Annotated in this window: 17 protein-coding genes; 14 read left to right on the forward strand and 3 right to left on the reverse strand. The window is 44.5% G+C overall.

Annotation, left to right across the window (positions count from 1 at the left end; all coding sequences use genetic code 11):
• The first annotated feature begins 219 nt into the window (after positions 1–219).
• The 3 genes from METLU_RS26335 (at position 220) to lpxD (ending at position 2,456) form a co-directional block, all read left to right on the forward strand.
• Positions 220–564, forward strand: coding sequence for an HPF/RaiA family ribosome-associated protein (locus METLU_RS26335; RefSeq protein ID WP_036243428.1), 345 nt, complete (start codon positions 220–222; stop codon positions 562–564).
• 212 nt (positions 565–776) lie between these two features.
• A complete protein-coding gene (locus METLU_RS0123220) occupies positions 777–1,286 on the forward strand; it encodes a DUF2380 domain-containing protein (RefSeq protein WP_036243429.1) in 510 nt (169 codons plus the stop codon).
• A gap of 129 nt (positions 1,287–1,415) precedes the next feature.
• Positions 1,416–2,456, forward strand: a complete 1,041-nt coding sequence (gene lpxD, locus METLU_RS0123225) for a UDP-3-O-(3-hydroxymyristoyl)glucosamine N-acyltransferase (protein ID WP_027160284.1) — start codon at positions 1,416–1,418, stop codon at positions 2,454–2,456.
• 227 nt (positions 2,457–2,683) lie between these two features.
• Here the strand turns inward: lpxD and METLU_RS0123230 are convergent, their stop codons facing one another.
• Positions 2,684–2,878, reverse strand: a complete 195-nt coding sequence (locus METLU_RS0123230) for a hypothetical protein (protein ID WP_027160285.1) — start codon at positions 2,876–2,878, stop codon at positions 2,684–2,686.
• Between the two features lie 371 nt (positions 2,879–3,249).
• Here METLU_RS0123230 and pap point away from each other — a divergent pair, with 371 nt between their 5' ends.
• From pap to METLU_RS26970, 8 genes are all read left to right on the forward strand, one after another.
• Positions 3,250–4,731, forward strand: a complete 1,482-nt coding sequence (gene pap, locus METLU_RS0123235; protein ID WP_027160286.1) for a polyphosphate:AMP phosphotransferase — start codon at positions 3,250–3,252, stop codon at positions 4,729–4,731.
• Between the two features lie 715 nt (positions 4,732–5,446).
• Positions 5,447–6,514: a tyrosine-type recombinase/integrase gene (locus tag METLU_RS0123240; protein ID WP_027160287.1), complete on the forward strand. Its 1,068-nt coding sequence runs from the start codon at positions 5,447–5,449 to the stop codon at positions 6,512–6,514.
• Positions 6,514–7,233: a hypothetical protein gene (locus METLU_RS0123245; RefSeq protein WP_027160288.1), complete on the forward strand. Its 720-nt coding sequence runs from the start codon at positions 6,514–6,516 to the stop codon at positions 7,231–7,233. Before METLU_RS0123240 ends, METLU_RS0123245 begins: the two co-directional genes overlap by 1 nt.
• 180 nt (positions 7,234–7,413) lie before the next feature.
• A complete protein-coding gene (locus METLU_RS0123250) occupies positions 7,414–7,629 on the forward strand; it encodes a hypothetical protein (protein WP_036243431.1) in 216 nt (71 codons plus the stop codon).
• Entirely contained in the window at positions 7,629–7,964 is a 336-nt protein-coding gene (locus METLU_RS0123255) for a hypothetical protein (RefSeq protein ID WP_027160290.1), read from the forward strand. Before METLU_RS0123250 ends, METLU_RS0123255 begins: the two co-directional genes overlap by 1 nt.
• 145 nt (positions 7,965–8,109) lie before the next feature.
• Positions 8,110–10,464 carry a phage/plasmid primase, P4 family gene (locus tag METLU_RS0123265; protein WP_027160291.1) on the forward strand — a complete coding sequence of 785 codons (2,355 nt, stop codon included), beginning with the start codon at positions 8,110–8,112 and terminating at the stop codon, positions 10,462–10,464.
• 403 nt (positions 10,465–10,867) lie between these two features.
• Entirely contained in the window at positions 10,868–11,200 is a 333-nt protein-coding gene (locus tag METLU_RS0123270) for a hypothetical protein (protein ID WP_027160292.1), read from the forward strand.
• Positions 11,197–13,107, forward strand: coding sequence for a hypothetical protein (locus tag METLU_RS26970; RefSeq protein WP_051300174.1), 1,911 nt, complete (start codon positions 11,197–11,199; stop codon positions 13,105–13,107). The genes METLU_RS0123270 and METLU_RS26970 overlap by 4 nt, the downstream gene beginning before the upstream one ends.
• A 360-nt stretch (positions 13,108–13,467) precedes the next feature.
• Here METLU_RS26970 and METLU_RS0123285 read toward each other — a convergent pair whose 3' ends face one another.
• On the reverse strand, positions 13,468–14,031 hold the full coding sequence (locus tag METLU_RS0123285) for a hypothetical protein (RefSeq protein WP_155920695.1): 564 nt from the start codon (positions 14,029–14,031) through the stop codon (positions 13,468–13,470).
• Positions 14,032–14,195: 164 nt separating this feature from the next.
• Between METLU_RS0123285 and METLU_RS28170 the strand changes: the two genes are divergently transcribed.
• The 3 genes from METLU_RS28170 to METLU_RS0123295 all read left to right on the forward strand — a co-directional run bounded on the left by METLU_RS28170 (position 14,196) and on the right by METLU_RS0123295 (position 15,702).
• The gene (locus tag METLU_RS28170) at positions 14,196–14,351 is read left to right on the forward strand and encodes a hypothetical protein (protein ID WP_155920696.1); all 156 of its coding nucleotides are present in this window, start codon (positions 14,196–14,198) and stop codon (positions 14,349–14,351) included.
• Between the two features lie 821 nt (positions 14,352–15,172).
• Positions 15,173–15,466, forward strand: coding sequence for a hypothetical protein (locus tag METLU_RS0123290; RefSeq protein WP_027160295.1), 294 nt, complete (start codon positions 15,173–15,175; stop codon positions 15,464–15,466).
• A complete protein-coding gene (locus METLU_RS0123295) occupies positions 15,463–15,702 on the forward strand; it encodes a hypothetical protein (protein ID WP_027160296.1) in 240 nt (79 codons plus the stop codon). Before METLU_RS0123290 ends, METLU_RS0123295 begins: the two co-directional genes overlap by 4 nt.
• 518 nt (positions 15,703–16,220) lie before the next feature.
• Here the strand turns inward: METLU_RS0123295 and METLU_RS28520 are convergent.
• Positions 16,221–16,778 (reverse strand): hypothetical protein, encoded by a 558-nt coding sequence (locus METLU_RS28520; RefSeq protein ID WP_196806594.1) that lies wholly within the window; start codon positions 16,776–16,778, stop codon positions 16,221–16,223.
• Positions 16,779–16,807: the final 29 nt, after the last annotated feature.

Raw genomic sequence — 16,807 nt, forward strand, 5'->3', positions numbered from 1 at the left:
CGCTGATTCAGGTCATTAGAACATTATCACTGATTAAATAATACTCCGACGATTTTTTATTTACTCACTTAATCCAGTACGGCAATAGACATTTGCTTCTTTAAAAAATAAAAAAGTTCGATTAATTCGATCAATTAATAAAAAATATCCGACTTTTTATTTGGTACGGTACGAGGTAATTTAAAAGCTCATCTGGTAATACTCATCTAGGAGTGCAGTATGCAAATTGATATTCAAGCTCGAAACTTTTCCTTGACCGAAGCATTGCAGCGTTATGTCGTTAAACGCATTAATAGCGCCTTAGTCAGCAGCAATGATTCTGTTCAGCGTATTATCGTGCGCCTTTCCAGTATCAATGGCCTTAAAGGCGGAGCTGATAAACGCTGTCATATTCAAGTAGTGATTCCGCATCAATCAGATGTCATTATTGATGATGTTGAGGACAACATGTATGCGGCTGTTGACAATGCGACCGATCGAGCCGGGCGCACTGTCACGCGTCATGTAGCTAAACATCGCAAATTCAAACGCCCATTACACCCGGTTGATTCAACTGCTGCGTAGATTAATTCATACTATTTTTTTCAATTAAAACACTCACGCGCCCTCTCCATTCGGGAGAGGGCCATTTACAACGCCACAGTTAAGTGCAGTATTAATCAAGCTTTGGCGCTCTAACCATCTGCCGAATCAATTTTTATCCAAGCCCAGGGATTAATTTACTGTATCTGCCCGAATCGTCCAGCTAATCCAACTTATACTCCAAAGGAGAATGCATGAACTCTCGTATACGACAGATGATTGCCTTATCGGTCTTGTGTTTGACAAGCCTGAACAGCTTTGCCCAGCAGCGTATCGCCGTTTTGGATTTCGAGCTGAAAGATCTGACTCTGGCGCCCGGTATACCGGCTGAGGTTGAACGCACGGCTGGCATAAGAGCTATGCTGGAAAACGGACTGATAAAAGCCGGGTATGAAGTCGTACCGGTAAGCCTGGAGGCTCAGCGGCGCGCCAATGCCGGGGTCGGCTATCTCTTCGATCATGATGATGTGGCGGCCGAACTGGCCAGAAAAGCCGGTGCCGACTATATACTGGTCGGGCGCCTGCATAAGCCCAGTTTCCTGTTTGCTTATCTTATGGGACATTTGGTCAGCGTGCGCGACAGCCAATTAATAGGTAACTACATTTCAGAGATTAAAGGCAGCGATAAAAAACTGACGTTAAAAGGCGTGGAAAGCTTGATCGTTAAAATCGATAATACTCTGAAAACCATAAAACAACCCTGAATGCCGGAGAATCCTCTTTATTAAAAGTGTATTTTGTCATACCGAATTATAAGTTTTTGCTAAACTATTCTTTTCAGTAACTATGTGCCATATAGTTTGGCGCTATAACAAAATAATAGCAGGAACAATATGCCGGTTATATTAAGAGAACTTGCCGATTTTTGCGGAGCCCGGATTGAAGGCGGGGATGCATCAGCATTAATTCATTCCGCAGCGGATATCATGACGGCACAAAGCGGACAGGTCACGCAATTGACTAACAGCCGTTATGCCGGACATATCAAGGATTCCACGGCTTCCGCCTGTTTTGTTGCCGAAGGTTTTGTTGTTGAAAACGTTCCGCCAGGCATGGCGTTATTGGTCTGCGCCGATCCTGAGATCAGTTTTATTAAAGCCGTCGAGTTGCTGCACCCGGCCAGAATTTACCGCCGACAAATCTCGCCACAGGCCGTGCTCGAAGATAATGTCGTATTGGGTAGCGAGCTGTATATCGGTCCGTACGCCGTGATTGGTGAAAATGCGTTGATTGGTGATGGCAGTGAAGTTCTGGCTGGCGTCTATATCGGTAAAAACGCAAAAATAGGCAAGAATTGCCGCATTCATCCGTATGCCGTTATTTATGACGATGTGGAAATCGGCGATAACGTCATCATACATTCCGGTGCCGTTATCGGTGCCGAAGGATTCGGCTATAAATTCCGCAACGGTGCTCACGTTAAAGTGCCGCAGGTCGGCAATGTCATTATCGAAGATAACGTCGAAATCGGCGCCAATACCTGTATCGACAGGGGCGCATTGGGCAGTACGGTTATCGGAATGGGCAGCAAGATAGATAATCTGGTGCAGATCGGGCATAACAACAAAGTCGGTAAGCACGTAATCATGTGCGGTCAGACCGGGGTATCCGGTTCCTGCACGATTGAAGACTATGCCATCCTGGCCGGCAGCGCCGGCGTTGCCGATCATGTCACGATCGGTCGTGGAGCAGTAGTCATGGCGCGTTCGGGCATAGCCGGCGATGTCAAAGCCGGTACTCAGGTGTTCGGTAGTCCTGCCAAGGACAAGAAGGTGGCTTATAAGGAACAGGTTGCCATTAGCAAACTACCTGAGCTTTTGAAGAAAGTGAAAGTCCTGGAAGAGAGGCTCAGTCTTCTTGAAAAGGACGTATAAGTGGTACGCCTCAAGAAATTCTAAAACAGGCAAATATCGACATGAAATGCTGCTCTGGTTGGGGAGAGCGGCGTTTCTGATACAACGGCAAGCTTTCTGATAGAGATTAGGAAGGGGATACTGTTACGTGGCAAAACTGTTTAATAACAGTGTCGGAAAAATACTAAAGGACTAATAACTTTTAACATACCCCCCTCGCAGACATATACGAGGGGGGTAGCAGTATCTTATTCTACAGCTTTATTTTTAGTTGCTTTTCTTGCTTCAATTTGTTGGAAAGTTTCTTTTTGAAGCTCAGCTACTGCGCCGCTTTTCAAATGCTCAGTTTCTCTGCCTTTGAGCATAACAACTAATACGATAGTTAGAACGATGATTCCGCCAATATACAGCCAGAAATTATCTCTTTGTTGTTCTTCAGCCATTTTTAAATCCTCATATAGTTATTGTAGTAATGTTTTTTGTCCCCTCTCCTCAAAGGGGTAACTCAGTAATTATTTATTCACCGAGTCGATCGTCGAAGTTTTTATAAACGACGGGATAATTTTTATCATGAGATAAGGTGTTGTGTCAAAACTAAAATAAAATGTTCTTGATCGCCTTGTTGTTTGGCCTTGCACAAGCGCCTTATCTATTGGCAAAATTTTTAATCATTAGTTAATATGTTATTGATAATAAAGTAATTTAATTTTTTTGTTTTTACAGCAAGCATAAAGTCTGTCGCAACGTATTTTTAGCCATGAGGTGATGTACAGCCGGTTAAAAATCGCATTGATGAGGCAGAAGGAAGGTCAGAATGTTTGAAATTGCCGAGTTGGGTCATACCTTAAAGAAATCCGATTATGATAAGCAAGTGCCTGATTTGAGAACGCGATTACTGACGGCTCAGCAGGAGATCCGGCAAACAGGTTTTCCTGTCGTTGTCCTTATATCGGGTGTTGACGGAGGCGGCAAAGGTGAGGTGATCAATTTGTTGAATGAATGGATGGACCCGCATTATATACAGACCAATGCATTCGATGAACCGAGTGATGAAGAGAAGGAGCGGCCTAAATTCTGGCGATTCTGGCGCACTTTGCCGGCTAAAGGCGCTATCGGCATTTATGCCGGTTCCTGGTACAGTGAGCCGTTATCGCGACATGTTCATCATGAGATCAATGATGAACAACTGCAGATGGATCTCATGCATATCAAACAATTCGAGCAGATGCTGATCGATGATGGCGCTTTGATCATTAAATGCTGGTTGCATCTTGGCCGGGAAGCACAGAAAAAGCGGCTGAAAAAACTCGAAAAAAATCCGGAAACCAGTTGGCGGGTAACCAGTCGCGATAAAAAGCATCTGGAAATGTATGACGACTTTATCGACGTGGCTGAGAAGGTATTGTCCGAAACCAGCACCGGCGCATCGCCGTGGCTGATCATTGACGGTACGGATAGACATTACAGACGCCTAGCGGTGGGCCGGCATGTGCTGGACAGAATCAGCCGACATATTGAGCAGAGAGACGCAGACAAAAGAGTTATCGAAAAAACAGCTGCTTCCGGCGTCATTAATGCGAGACATAATCCGCTGGATAAGCTCGACCTGTCGCTTAAACTGGATGAAAAAACTTACCATAATCAACTGAATTTTTACCAGGGCAAACTGAGCAAATTGGCAAGGCTGGCGCGCCAGAAAAAGCGCTCCAGCATATTAGTTTTCGAAGGTTGGGATGCCGGCGGGAAGGGCGGGGCCATCAGGCGCTTGATTCATGCGCTTGATGCAAGAAATTATCGTGTGATTCCTGTTTTCGCACCCACAGATGAAGAACGCTCCCAGCATTACTTGTGGCGATTCTGGCGCCATATCCCGCGCGCAGGCAAAATCACTATTTACGATAGAAGCTGGTACGGGCGTGTGCTGGTTGAGCGTGTCGAAGGCTTTGCGGCGGAATATGAATGGGCGCGCGGTTTTTCAGAAATCGTTAATTTTGAGGAAGAATTGATGCGTGACGGCATTATCATCCTGAAATTCTGGCTGCATATTGATCAGGACGAGCAATTAAGACGATTTAGGGCTCGTGAACAGATCAGTTATAAACGATACAAAATAACCGAGGAAGATTACCGCAATCGCGAGAAATGGGCCGAGTATGAATTGGCCGTTAATGAAATGATTACCCGGACCAGTACCCAGGCAGCACCTTGGGTATTGATTGAAGGCAATGATAAAAAATACGCCCGTATTAAAGCGTTGAAAAGTTATTGTGAGAAGCTGGAATCGGCTTTGGGCTGAAAGCTGTCTATTTTAAAATATGTTCACTGACGTTATGGTGCCAAATCGGACTATCTACATCTTTTTAATTTTGTCACAAAAATTCTATATCAGATGTCAGAAGTAAAGCTTGAGCCTCTTTTCTTTCATTGGGCCACAATTACCGCACAGGCTGATCAATTTTGGAAATTAATCGCTTCAGTCCAATAACCTTTTCATACCCAAGGCGGGCTAAATTTCAACAGGTTACTGATAAAAAATATGAAAAGCGGTTCATTGCTCAATCCTGGCAAGGGTGCGTGCTCAATCATAATCGAGAGCGCGTCTAATTTAAGCAGTAAACTGGAAACGTTAAAAAAATAGGTCAAGATTTCCCTAATGCTGAACAGAAAACACCGAACTTCTCAAAACCAGCTAATCAGTATTTTTTAATGTTCATAAGTAGTCATACGAACACAAAAAACCACAATAAACCGCAGTAACCAATAATAGATAAATCAATCACTTATAGTCTATTGCTTGTTGCTGAATATTGCTATTTATTGCCTGTTTTTATGGTCAAGTGCGACAAAATTGCGACAAAAATATATAATAGAACCCTAGACACAAAGCGGGCCAGAAGGTGTTTCCAGCACCAACCAGCCCATGACCAAATACTTAATTAACCGGATTAAGCAATGGCTTCACTCATTATATCAAGTGCCTATTGCCTACCCTATAAATATAGAAGGCAAGCATGGCTACTATCAAAGAACGCACATCAAAAGACGGAAGCATCCGTTATACAGCCGAAGTTCGACTGAAAGGCTATCCGCGCCAAACGGCAACATTCAAACGAAAGACCGATGCAAAAAAATGGGTTCAGGACACAGAGTCAGCAATCCGCGAAGGCAGGCACTTTAAGACAGCCGCAGCAAAAAAGCATACGTTGGCTGAACTGGTGGACAGATACATTAATGAAGTATTGCCAAGCAAATCAAAGAGGCCCAGAGTTCAGAAGCAGCAGCTTGGGTGGTGGAAAGATAAGATTGGGGCGTATGTTCTAGCGGATATTACACCAGCGTTAATTGCCCAATGCCGTGATGAACTAGGCGAAGGTATAACGCTAAGAGGGAAGCCGCGCGGCAATTCAACAAAAGTAAGATATATGGCCGTATTGTCTAGCGCATTTTCTCATGCCGTGAAGGAGTGGCAATGGCTAGAATCAAATCCTATGAAAAGCGTATCAAAGCCACCGGAGCCAAAAGGTAGAGTTCGATTTCTGGATGATGAAGAACGCGACAAGCTCTTGCAAGCCTGCAAGCAATCCAAAAACAAGCATCTATATATATGCGTCACGTTGGCACTGTCTACCGGAATGAGACAAGCCGAATTGATGAATTTGAAATGGTCTGACGTAAATCTTAAAGACCGCTATATCATCTTGCACGAAACCAAAAACGGAGACCGCCGCCGAGTTCCGTTGGCCGGTCATGCTTTAGAGTTGCTACTGAATCACGCCAAAGTAAGACGACTTGACACGCAGCTATTATTCCCGGGCAAGAAAAACAAAGACCAGCCTATCAACCTAAGGCCATCCTTTCAAAAAGCACTAAAAGCCGCAGGAATAAACAATTTCCGCTGGCATGATTTACGCCATTGCACAGCTTCCTATTTAGCCATGAACGGGGCGAGCTTGGCTGAAATAGCCGAGATTCTAGGACATAGAACTTTAAATATGGTTCGGCGCTATGCCCACCTATCAGACGGTCATGTAAGCTCAGTAATTGAGTCCATGAATACTAAAATCTTTGGGGGCGTGTGATGGTTAATTTTTCAGGCTGGGCCGCACCAAAGACAATAGACTTTATTTCGCTGCACGAACTAATGGAGGAATTAGCCAGCTATACCGAACTGCAATATTCAAACAGTGAAGAAGCACGTTTTTCAGAAGCCGCCGATAATCTCTATCAAGCCTTAAGTAACTCAGCAAAACCCCCTAAATGGGCAAAAATCAACAAAGAGCCATTTAAGCTAGAGAACGCGCTAAAGCCCAAAAAAGGCCCACTCAAGCCAATATTTTGTGACGACGTATCAATTGAAGGAATGGAAATGCTAAGACACATGGCGGGATGGCATGAAAGAAAAATATACGCCGATAACCTGTATATCAAGGAACAGAAAAGCGCCAGAGAACAAGGTATAGATGAGTCATTAGTGCTTAGAAGCCACAACCCAAATGATGGAGCATATAAAGGAGCAGACTTCATTAGGTCTATGGAAATAGGATTTGACCGGCACGAGATAGCTGCATTCTTGGGATGCCAGACGGACCCGGCAATTTGTAGAGACAGGGAACGGACAGAGCACGTTAAGGAATGGGTAAAGAGAACAGATTACAAGGGCGGGAAAGTAGATAAGGTTATAATAGCTGAGCTTCAAGAAGATAAGCCAGACTTATGGGGGAAAAACGATGCAGTTTTTAGAAAGTGGATTCAGCTACCAGAAGCTAAGCCGTTATTGCCAAATACAAGGCGGCGTTAAATAGAGAAAGGGCGATAAGCCCTTTTTTTATGCTTGCCGATAAATCAGAGCATTAGATATAGGAGATTTTCTTTATATAGGAAATCCTATATTTCCTAGTTTTTTAATAAAATCAACTACTTATAATTTATCTCAACCGCTAGCAAAACAGCGGAACAATTCAGAAACAAAAGGTAAATTATGAGCACTCAAACATTATTATCATACTTAACAGTAAATCAATTTTCAGAAAAACACCCCGCTTTCACTCGCGGCGGGTTACGCGCCTTAATCTTTAATGAAGCCCAAAACGGACTTGCTAAGGCTGGCGCGATCGTTCGTATTGGGCGAAAAGTCTTAATTGATGAAGGAAAGTTCTTTGGATGGGTTGCTGGTCAAAATCAAGGGGGTAAGTAATGATTACCCCAACATTACCCAGAATCGACACTCTTACAGCCCGCGCCCTAATGCGCCTTTTAACAGGCCGTAAGTTCACACATAAAGAATTCCAGATTGAAACCGGCTCTTACCGGCTATCAGGTTATATCGAGCAACTACGGAACCGGCACCACTGGACAATTCAAACCAAGGAAGAGACAGCCCCAACAAGCGACCCCACCGGCAGGACGGCGACTTATGGCCGGTATTTAATCGAGTCTGAGATTTTGGCAGGCTTGAGGCAGGAATTAGGCGAGCGGTTAGACAAATTTATTGAAGCGGTTAAGCGCTTTGAAGGCAATCGGGGGGCATGATGGGGAACAGTAAACAGGCCGCCCGGTACAGCAATACCAAGGCGGCCAATATCAAAAAACTGCAAAGCCATTTTACCGAAACTGTGCGACAGGTAAAGGCCGAATTTATCCGGTTATCCGTTTGGCTGGTAATCGTGAGGGGCGCATGATGGCGACCTTACCCGATGCAATGAAAGCGGCGGGTTTCGACCCGCCTGACACTATCCCGCCCGGTAAGACTACCCGCTTTTCGACCAATGGAAAACGCTCTGATTTATCAGGATGGGTTCATTTATTTGCAGACGAACAAGGCGCGGCGTTTGGTTGCTGGCGGTCTGGTGAACACCACACATGGCAAGCCCAACGAGATAAGCCGTTAAACGCGATCGAGCAAGCAGAGTTCAAACGTAAGATAAAAGCCGCACGGAAATCGGCACATCAAGAACGGGAATCCGGCTATCAAGCAGCGGCGGCCAATGCTCGGGCGGAATGGGAACCGGCACCACCCGCGCCGGAATCGCACCCTTATTTAGTCAAAAAAGGCATTAAGCCGCACATGGCGCGCATTGATAGCAAAGGCTGGTTATTGATTCCCGTTTATAGCGCGGCTGGCACTATCCAAAGCCTGCAAAGAATCGCACCAGACGGCGCTAAACGCTTTATGACAGGCGGCAAAATGCGTCATGGTCATATATGGATTGGTGAGCCTAAAAACGCGCCTATATTGCTTCTAAGCGAAGGGTTCGCGACCGCTTGCAGCTTACATCAGGCGACAGGTTATCCGGTCTGTGTGTGCTTTTCGGCAGGCAATTTAAAACCAGTGGCGGAAATGGTCAGAAAAAGCGCGTTTACATCATCAGCCCGGCTTTTAATCTGCGGTGATGATGACACCCAGACCGAAGGCAACCCCGGGCGCACCAAGGCCACCGAAGCAGCGCAGGCCGTAGCCGCTGGCGTGGTGTTTCCGGTATCGGCTGGGGATTTTAACGACATGGCGCAGGATGAAGGATTAGAAGCGGTACAGGCGCATATTGAGCAAGCCCTAGAAGAATCAAAGGTTGTTCCGGTTGAGCTCTCTATCCCGTCATTATCTGGCATGGATGCCAGAGACGGAACGCACAACACGCGCCCATTATCCGAGCTTGGTAATGCTATGCGGCTGATGGATGCTTATAGTGAAAATATCCGTTATACCCATGATGCCAAAGCATGGGTGCATTGGCGGGATGGCGCGTGGATATGGGACTTAGACGGGGCAATAACTAAAGGGTTGGCGGCTAAGCTACCGGCCCAGATATATAACGAAGGCGCGCTTCATTTAGCCGAGTCTGAATATTTCTACAAATGGTCACGCACCAGCCAGAAGCAACGCACCATTGAAGCGGCTGTATCGCTACTCAGTAATGAAGAACGTATAAGGCTATCTATTAGCATGATGGATGCCGACCTATTCAAAATTGGTTTTGATAATGCGCGAATGGTGATTGACCTGAAAACAGGCGAAGCACGACCAGCGCAACAGTCCGACTTAATCACCAAGTCAGTGAATGTGGCAAGGCTGGGCGATTCCTCAAAGGCTGAGCAATGGACTAAGTTTATCAGCCAGCTATTTAACGATGACGCCGAGTTAATAAGCTGGTTTAAACGCTGGTGCGGCTATCTTCTAACAGGCTCTACAAGTGAACAAATCTTTGTTTTTTGCTATGGCTTGGGAAGCAACGGTAAAGGCATATTATCCGAGACTATACGCTATCTCATGGGCGATTATGCCAGAGCCGCCGATGTAGACACATTCACGGAAGGAAAGCGGCAAGCAGGCGCTGCCAGTCCTGATATGGCTGATTTAATCGGGGCTAGACTGGCTATCACGACAGAAACCGAGGATGGTGTAGCGTTCTCAGAATCGAAAGTAAAAGCCATTACCGGACAGGACACCATTACTACAAGGAAACTGCATCAAAACCCCGTACAGTTCACACCACAATTTAAGCTGATGATGAGCGGCAACCATAAGCCCATCATTAAGGGCAATGATTACGGAATCTGGCGGCGAGTGATGCTAATACCCTTTACGCGCCAGTTCAAAGGCAAGGACAAAGACCCGAATCTATTAAACAAACTCAGAACCGAATCAGAACACATTTTAGCCTGGATGGTTGAAGGGTGTCTTGAATGGCAAAAGCGCGGCTTATCCGATGTGCCAAAGGTTATAAAGGATGCCACCGGAGAATATCAGCAGGAACAGGACATTACTGGCAGATGGATTGAAGAATGTTGCGAGCTTTCACCAAGTCATGAGACATCATCAGCCGATATGTATATCTGCTACAAAAACTGGTGCATCAGTAACGGGTTAAGACCCAATAGCAATATAGCATTAGGGCGCAGGCTTGCGGAGCGCGGCCTTTATTGCCGCCAATCAAACGGAAAAAGGCTATGGTTTGGCATAGGCGTAAAAGAGTCACCAAGTGTAAATGACTCAACTTATGCTGATTCATATAGAGCAACTAAAGGTTGGTAAAAGTGCGGATAGTGCGGATTTTTAGAGTTTTTCCTTTTTCCTCCATACAAACTTTATATGGGGGACTTTTGAAAAATGACATTTATCCGCACTATCCGCACTGAAATATAAATCTTAATCAATCACAACTAAGCACAACATTAATTTATGAAAACAGACTTAAAGTCAAAACGGAACATTGGCGAATGGATTACTAAAAGATGCAGTATTAAGAACAAGAGCGCCGAAACACGGCTATGTAATCTATATGGTGATTATTTTGAATGGTGTCTTGCTAAATCCGATAGGTTTATGACCAGGGGGAATTTTAATAAAACTCTTTTAAGGATGGGGTTCAAGACAAGACGAGAAAAAACGGCGCGCCTTTTGTTGGGCATATCTCTAAATGACTAAAGGAAAACAAATGACAGAGAAAACTATTCAATTCCCAATAAACCAATATTCCCACCTTCCTTTGGTGAGACAACTGGAAGAAAGAGCCATTAGAACGGCAATAGTGACCGGCTACCTATCCAGCAGAGCAGGAGTAACGCAGGAAGCGGCACTAATCGACCTTATAAACAATGATGACGACCTGACTTATAAAGACACCAACGAGCAGACGCTGAGAGATTATATAGCAGCAGGCTTTAGTCTCTACCAAGAAAGACCAGAATTAACCGGACATGAGGCTTTTCACCTGTCCAAAAACCACTATGAAGCGATGATTAAACGCACACCAAAGGCTAATAAATGAACGTAATAGACACCTTAATAGTAACTCTCGGATTGGACGCAACCGAGTTCAAAAAAGGCACACAGGAAGCTAACAAAGCGCAAACAGCCTTTATCAATCAATCCAGAAGCCAAGGCAATGAACTTGAAGCTATCGACAAAAAGAACGCCGAAGCACAGAAAGCCAGATTTAGAGAAATTGAATCGCAATCAAAAATAATTGCTCAAGGTTTCGCCAAAATAAGAAATCAGGCATTGTCTATGCTGGCCGTGTTTACGGCTGGCAAGGGGCTATCTAACTTTACATCAGACACCATTCAATCATCAGCGGAACTTGACCGGCTATCTGAGAATTTAGGCATTGGTGCAGAGAGACTTAACGGTTACGCATTGGCGGCAAAGAACGCAGGCGGCACAGCTCAGGGAATGTTTGAGTTGTTACAGCGACAGTCTAAAGCGGCGGCCGATTTTAAAATGGGGATGCCGAACGAGGACATTAACGCTTTTTTTCAATGGGGCGGAAGATATGGTGCAAAAGCTGACGACTTCAAAGACGCTGAAACTCTACTATTAGCAAAGGCTGATATATTGCATGAGGCCATGATGAAGCAAGGCGAACAGGAAGCCTTAGCGATTGCCGATAGAATGGGCATAAATCGAGAGCAATACAACCTATTAAAAATGGGTTCAGTTGCTCTAAAGGAAAAACGCGACGGATACGCCAAACTGACCGGACTTACCAAAGAACAGACCGAGGAATTAGGCAAGCTCGCGGAAAAATGGAACAACTTAAGCGCGTCATTTGAAGGCACGGGTAAGATTATTCTATCCAAGCTTGAGCCACAGATTGAAAGTTTAATAGATAACTTAATGGAGTTTTCAAACTGGCTTAGGTCTGATGATGTTGAGAACTGGTTTTCTGATGCCGTTAAGGAAGTAGACAGCTTTTTAACCAAAATAGAAGAATTGCTTAATGTTCCTGATAAGTTCGGCGCAATGGTCAATGAAGTGTTTGAGTCTGGCGCGCCGGACGTTGTTAAAGATGCCGCTAACGCTGTTACTGATGCGGTAGGCATGGACGGAGAGACTAAGCACGACAAAGCACACGCGCACATGAGCCTAAAGGATGCGGCCTGGAATTATCGCGGCGGTGAAATCATGGGCTTAAATGACCACCAGACACGGGCGCTGGCCGCTGAAACGATGAAGCATGAATCAAGCGGCGGCGACCTGAGAGCAGAGAACAAATACGGCTACATCGGGAAATATCAATTTGGCGCGGATGCCCTGGCCGATGCCGGTCTAGTGGACTTGGAAAAACTGAAAGCGGCTAAAAAGGAAGCGGGCAAAGGCTGGTTTAAAGGCGGGCAGGCTAAGTTCTTACACAACAATGAAAACTGGACGACTGAGGGCGGTTTTGAAGGCTTTATGCGGTCTGGTGAACTCCAAGACAGGGCTTTTGCTAAAAACGCCAATATGAACATTCAGACCGGCGTCAAATCGGGCGCATTGAAAGCAAGCAGTTCACCGGAGGACATATCAGGCTTTGTCATGGCGGCGCATTTAAAAGGGGCTGGCGCGGCTATCAACCTTTATAAAAATGGCAAGGATAGTTCGGATGCCAACGGAACAAAGGCGAGCCAGTACGCGCAATATGGGCGCGATATTGTTTCTCTATTTGCCGGACAGCCACAGCAACAGAGCGCGGCTATCCAATCACCGGCAAGACAGGCCATTAATGCTAAACATGAATCGACCACCAACAGCACTGTGAACAGTCACAACAGCAATGTGACTTCTGAAACGAATATACAAAACGTGAATATCCAGACAGCCGCAACAGACCCGGCAGGAATAGCAAAAGAGATCGTTCCAGAGATACAGCGTCAAACACTGGTATTTAATGCTGCATCAGGTATGCGGCAGTAATGGAACTGTCTCAATAAAAGACAGATGAGACAAAGCCTGCAATGGGTTTTGTCTCACTTCCCTATGTGAACCGAGACAATTCAATAATGTTTAATCATTCCTCATGGCATTTAGCCAAAGTCCTAAACCTAGACCATAGAGAACTGCGTCTATTTATTGACGAACTCAAAGACAAGCTCAATAACAACCGGTTTGAGCAGAATTTTGAACGGTTGATATTTAAAAACGTGCTTACCTACTACATCATAACGGATGACGGGCTTGAGATATTGCTTAAAGCTTTAGCCGAATAGCATAACAATCTGGCGCGGTTCTGATTCAACAGGCCGCGCATTTTGCGCGGTGGTCAGTTTAATTAATTTACATCTGCGTAGTAAGAACAGTAACAGCCTTCATAGTATTTAAATTATAAACACATAACGTCTTTGTCTTGACCTTTGCCCCGTATATATTTTCATACATTGCCACATCATCAATGACAGTAACCTCCTTTTTATCTCCAGAAAAATCTTCTGGAATATAAGAGGAAAAATTAGGAGAAAAGAATCCTCCCCAATCAATTGATTGAGTATGCTTTTCCTCGGACGCCATTTTACAGGCAACTTGAATTTGTATTGCCATCTCTTTATTTTCGTTAATAAGATCGCTTGTTGTTTTGCATAATTTCCAATCAGTTGCACAGGAGAGTTTAACAGGCTCTTTTGGCGCTGGTTCCGTTGTTACTGCTTGGGTTACTACTGGCTCCTTATGGTATTTTGTCTCATTATCATTAGTCGCAAAATAAAAGACAACAAATCCTCCAAACAAGATAAAGCCCATCGACTCAATAAAAGAATATCTTTTTGGCATCTTAATACCGCATGACGGGCATTTATCGGCTTTATCGCTGACTTGGTGTCCGCATTCCTTGCATGTAATTAGCATTGTGTTTTCTCTTATTATTTTTGTTGAAAAACAAATATATCTCAAACAGGAACTTCGCACCATTACTCGAAATGGTTATCTGAGAACTCGTTTTTGAACATATCCGGGAATATCGACATGACCATCTAGGATTTCAGCGCGCATTGCCACACTTTGAAAGCGTTATGATGCGTCAAAAAGAAACAGCTATTTTATGCAGAATCGGGATTGCTCAAGGCATTGAGCTTCGGATAGAAGCAAAAGAAACACCAAAAGAAACAGATTCTCAAACGGTATTTTCTCTCAAATTGAGTAAAAATCGTTACCCTGTCAGAGCGTAACGGAAAAATTCCGATTCTAAAAGGTACGGAATCGCACCCTTTAATAGCAGGAATTCCTGCTATTTAATTGCTGGATATCCAGCTAAAAAGCCGAATATTTCTAAACGATTGTGAGCGCCATCATGAGCGCCAAGGTCAAGAAAGGACACGGTTTAGGGGCTTATTGTGAGCAGGAGTATCGAAACGGCAGCCTAATGATTCTCAACAGTTCATTCTAGTATTGGCGCGGCTTTGACGCCCATTTTCAACAGAATAACGCAACAGAATAGCCGAATGATTGTGAACGCTTGGTTCTAGGATTGGCGCGCTCTGTAATGCCATTATGGACGCGAATAAAGCAACAGAAAAAGCCGAGCATGGTTCGCGGCAGAACTAAGTCCGTATGCGGCATAGGATTCGATTTCAGGCGGTTTTAGTGCGTAGCTTAGTACGCAAGTATTCCGCTCAATCCGATGAACCGCAGCATATCAGAATTGATTTATTGCCCCAATATCCTGATTTTGTTAAATTTCCTGATATTATCGGCGCAAGCTCTACCCCTGCACTATTGACCGTTTTACTTTTGGCGACTATGCTTATATTGCACTGTACAAACAGTGTCGGGCGTGAGAACCCGTTTATATAGGCAGCACAGCGCCTTACATGGCGTTTTTTTGTGTCCGCAGTTTTGTGGGCATATCCGTTTTATTGTCCATTCTGTTATGACTGGCTTGCTTGGGACAGCTCCGGCTGGATCGCTCTATATAACGATTTCTCACACCCATTTAAGCCAGTCGCCAAAGTTGGCGGCGTTATTCAACCCAAGAACAAGAAGAACCGCTATGAATACAGAGACAAAATTAAACCCAAACTTTAGCCACCGTCTAGCTGGCCTGGATGAAGAAGCAACGCCGCTTAATTTATCAGACTCTATTGATACATTGGCGTTACAGGCCGATAGCATGCTGGCATTGATTAGCGATCAATTTGTTAATGACGATGACGAGCCGGTAAAAATGTCTGACGAAATTATGTATTGGTCTTTAGAGTCAGTGAGGCAGATGGTTAAGGATATGCGGTGCATTGTTGACGCATATCACGAAGCAAACAGACAGGCAGCAAGGGAAAACGTATGATTGCCGATATTAGTCCGAAACGCGAACGAGAGTTTTCAGCCTTATGGAATGAAGGCAGATTTGAAAGAATTCATAGCATTACCTTTGAGGGCTATTGCGTTTTAAGCCGGTTACTTGAGAAATGCGAATCAACTGAGGATGCAAAACTGATTGAGTGGGCTTTGCCAGCAATCAAAGCCGAACTTACCGATATGAATACCTTTAGGGCAGCAAAGACAGCAGGCGCGGAAGCATAACACTAAAGAGCAATAATCCTTCATCAATCAAGGCTGGCTAATCACCGGCCTTTTTTGTTTCTGGATGCGGAAAAACTCCGCTACTAATTCCCCGATTCGGGGTAATTAAAAGGACGACATACCGACCTTTTTACCCCAATGGGGGAATATTAAATTTTAGCCGGGGTATTAATGCAAAATCCCATGATTCCGGTTAATATCAGCCAATAGGATAAACAGTATAAACAGGACATTTATGGCCGAACAAAGAAAATCAGGATACTGCAAAAATTGCAAAAAAGACGTGATCGTATTCAGGCCCGGAACAAATCACATACTGCATTTGCTGATTAGTATTGTAACCATGGGCGTATGGTTGATTCCGTGGTTTCTCCATTCAATAAAAATAGGCGGCTGGCGATGTCAAACTTGTGGTTCAAAATCAGTAAACAGTATTAAGTAATCCCGGCATATTTCACTACCATGGCAGAGGGTAGCTAAAAGGACGGCATATCGCCCTTTTACGACCTAAGCAATACTTAGCCCCAATTCCGATAAAAGGGGCTAATTCCCACCTTTAGCCGACGCAATATTGCATTGGCCTCACAAGTCTGGAATCTATTTAAATCGCTACGAGATTCACGGCACAGTATCGGGCCGCCATTGGCGGATGGATTCAACAGCAGGAAATTCTGCATAAATGTAGAGTTTAGTAGCCGCGCCAGACAGAGCGGTATTTTTGCGTTTCCGAAAAATCGGTAGCGGCAAGGATGCACTAACTCGATGCCGCCTTTAGAGATTCCCACCATTGGTGGATAGCAGGAAATCCTGCCATTAATCAATGCCCGATAAATCGGCAACAAGTGCGGCATTTTTTTAGCAAGTGCGACAAAATTGCGACATTTTCTGCAATAAGAAACTGAAGCACATAGTAAGCTATTGATTATATTTATACTATTTACTAAATGACTAATTAAATTGTCGGATAAGTAGTCATACGAATTTTCTCCTGCTCTATTCTGAGTATAAATGATTGCATCTATGTCATGAATTGAGGGAAAACTCATGGAATGATGTTCAGCATTTCCTTCCTTCATCTGGAAATTTTTCTAAGCATGAATTTAAG

It is taken from the genome of Methylobacter luteus IMV-B-3098, from assembly GCF_000427625.1.
In the GTDB taxonomy this organism is placed as follows: Bacteria; Pseudomonadota; Gammaproteobacteria; order Methylococcales; family Methylomonadaceae; genus Methylobacter; species Methylobacter luteus.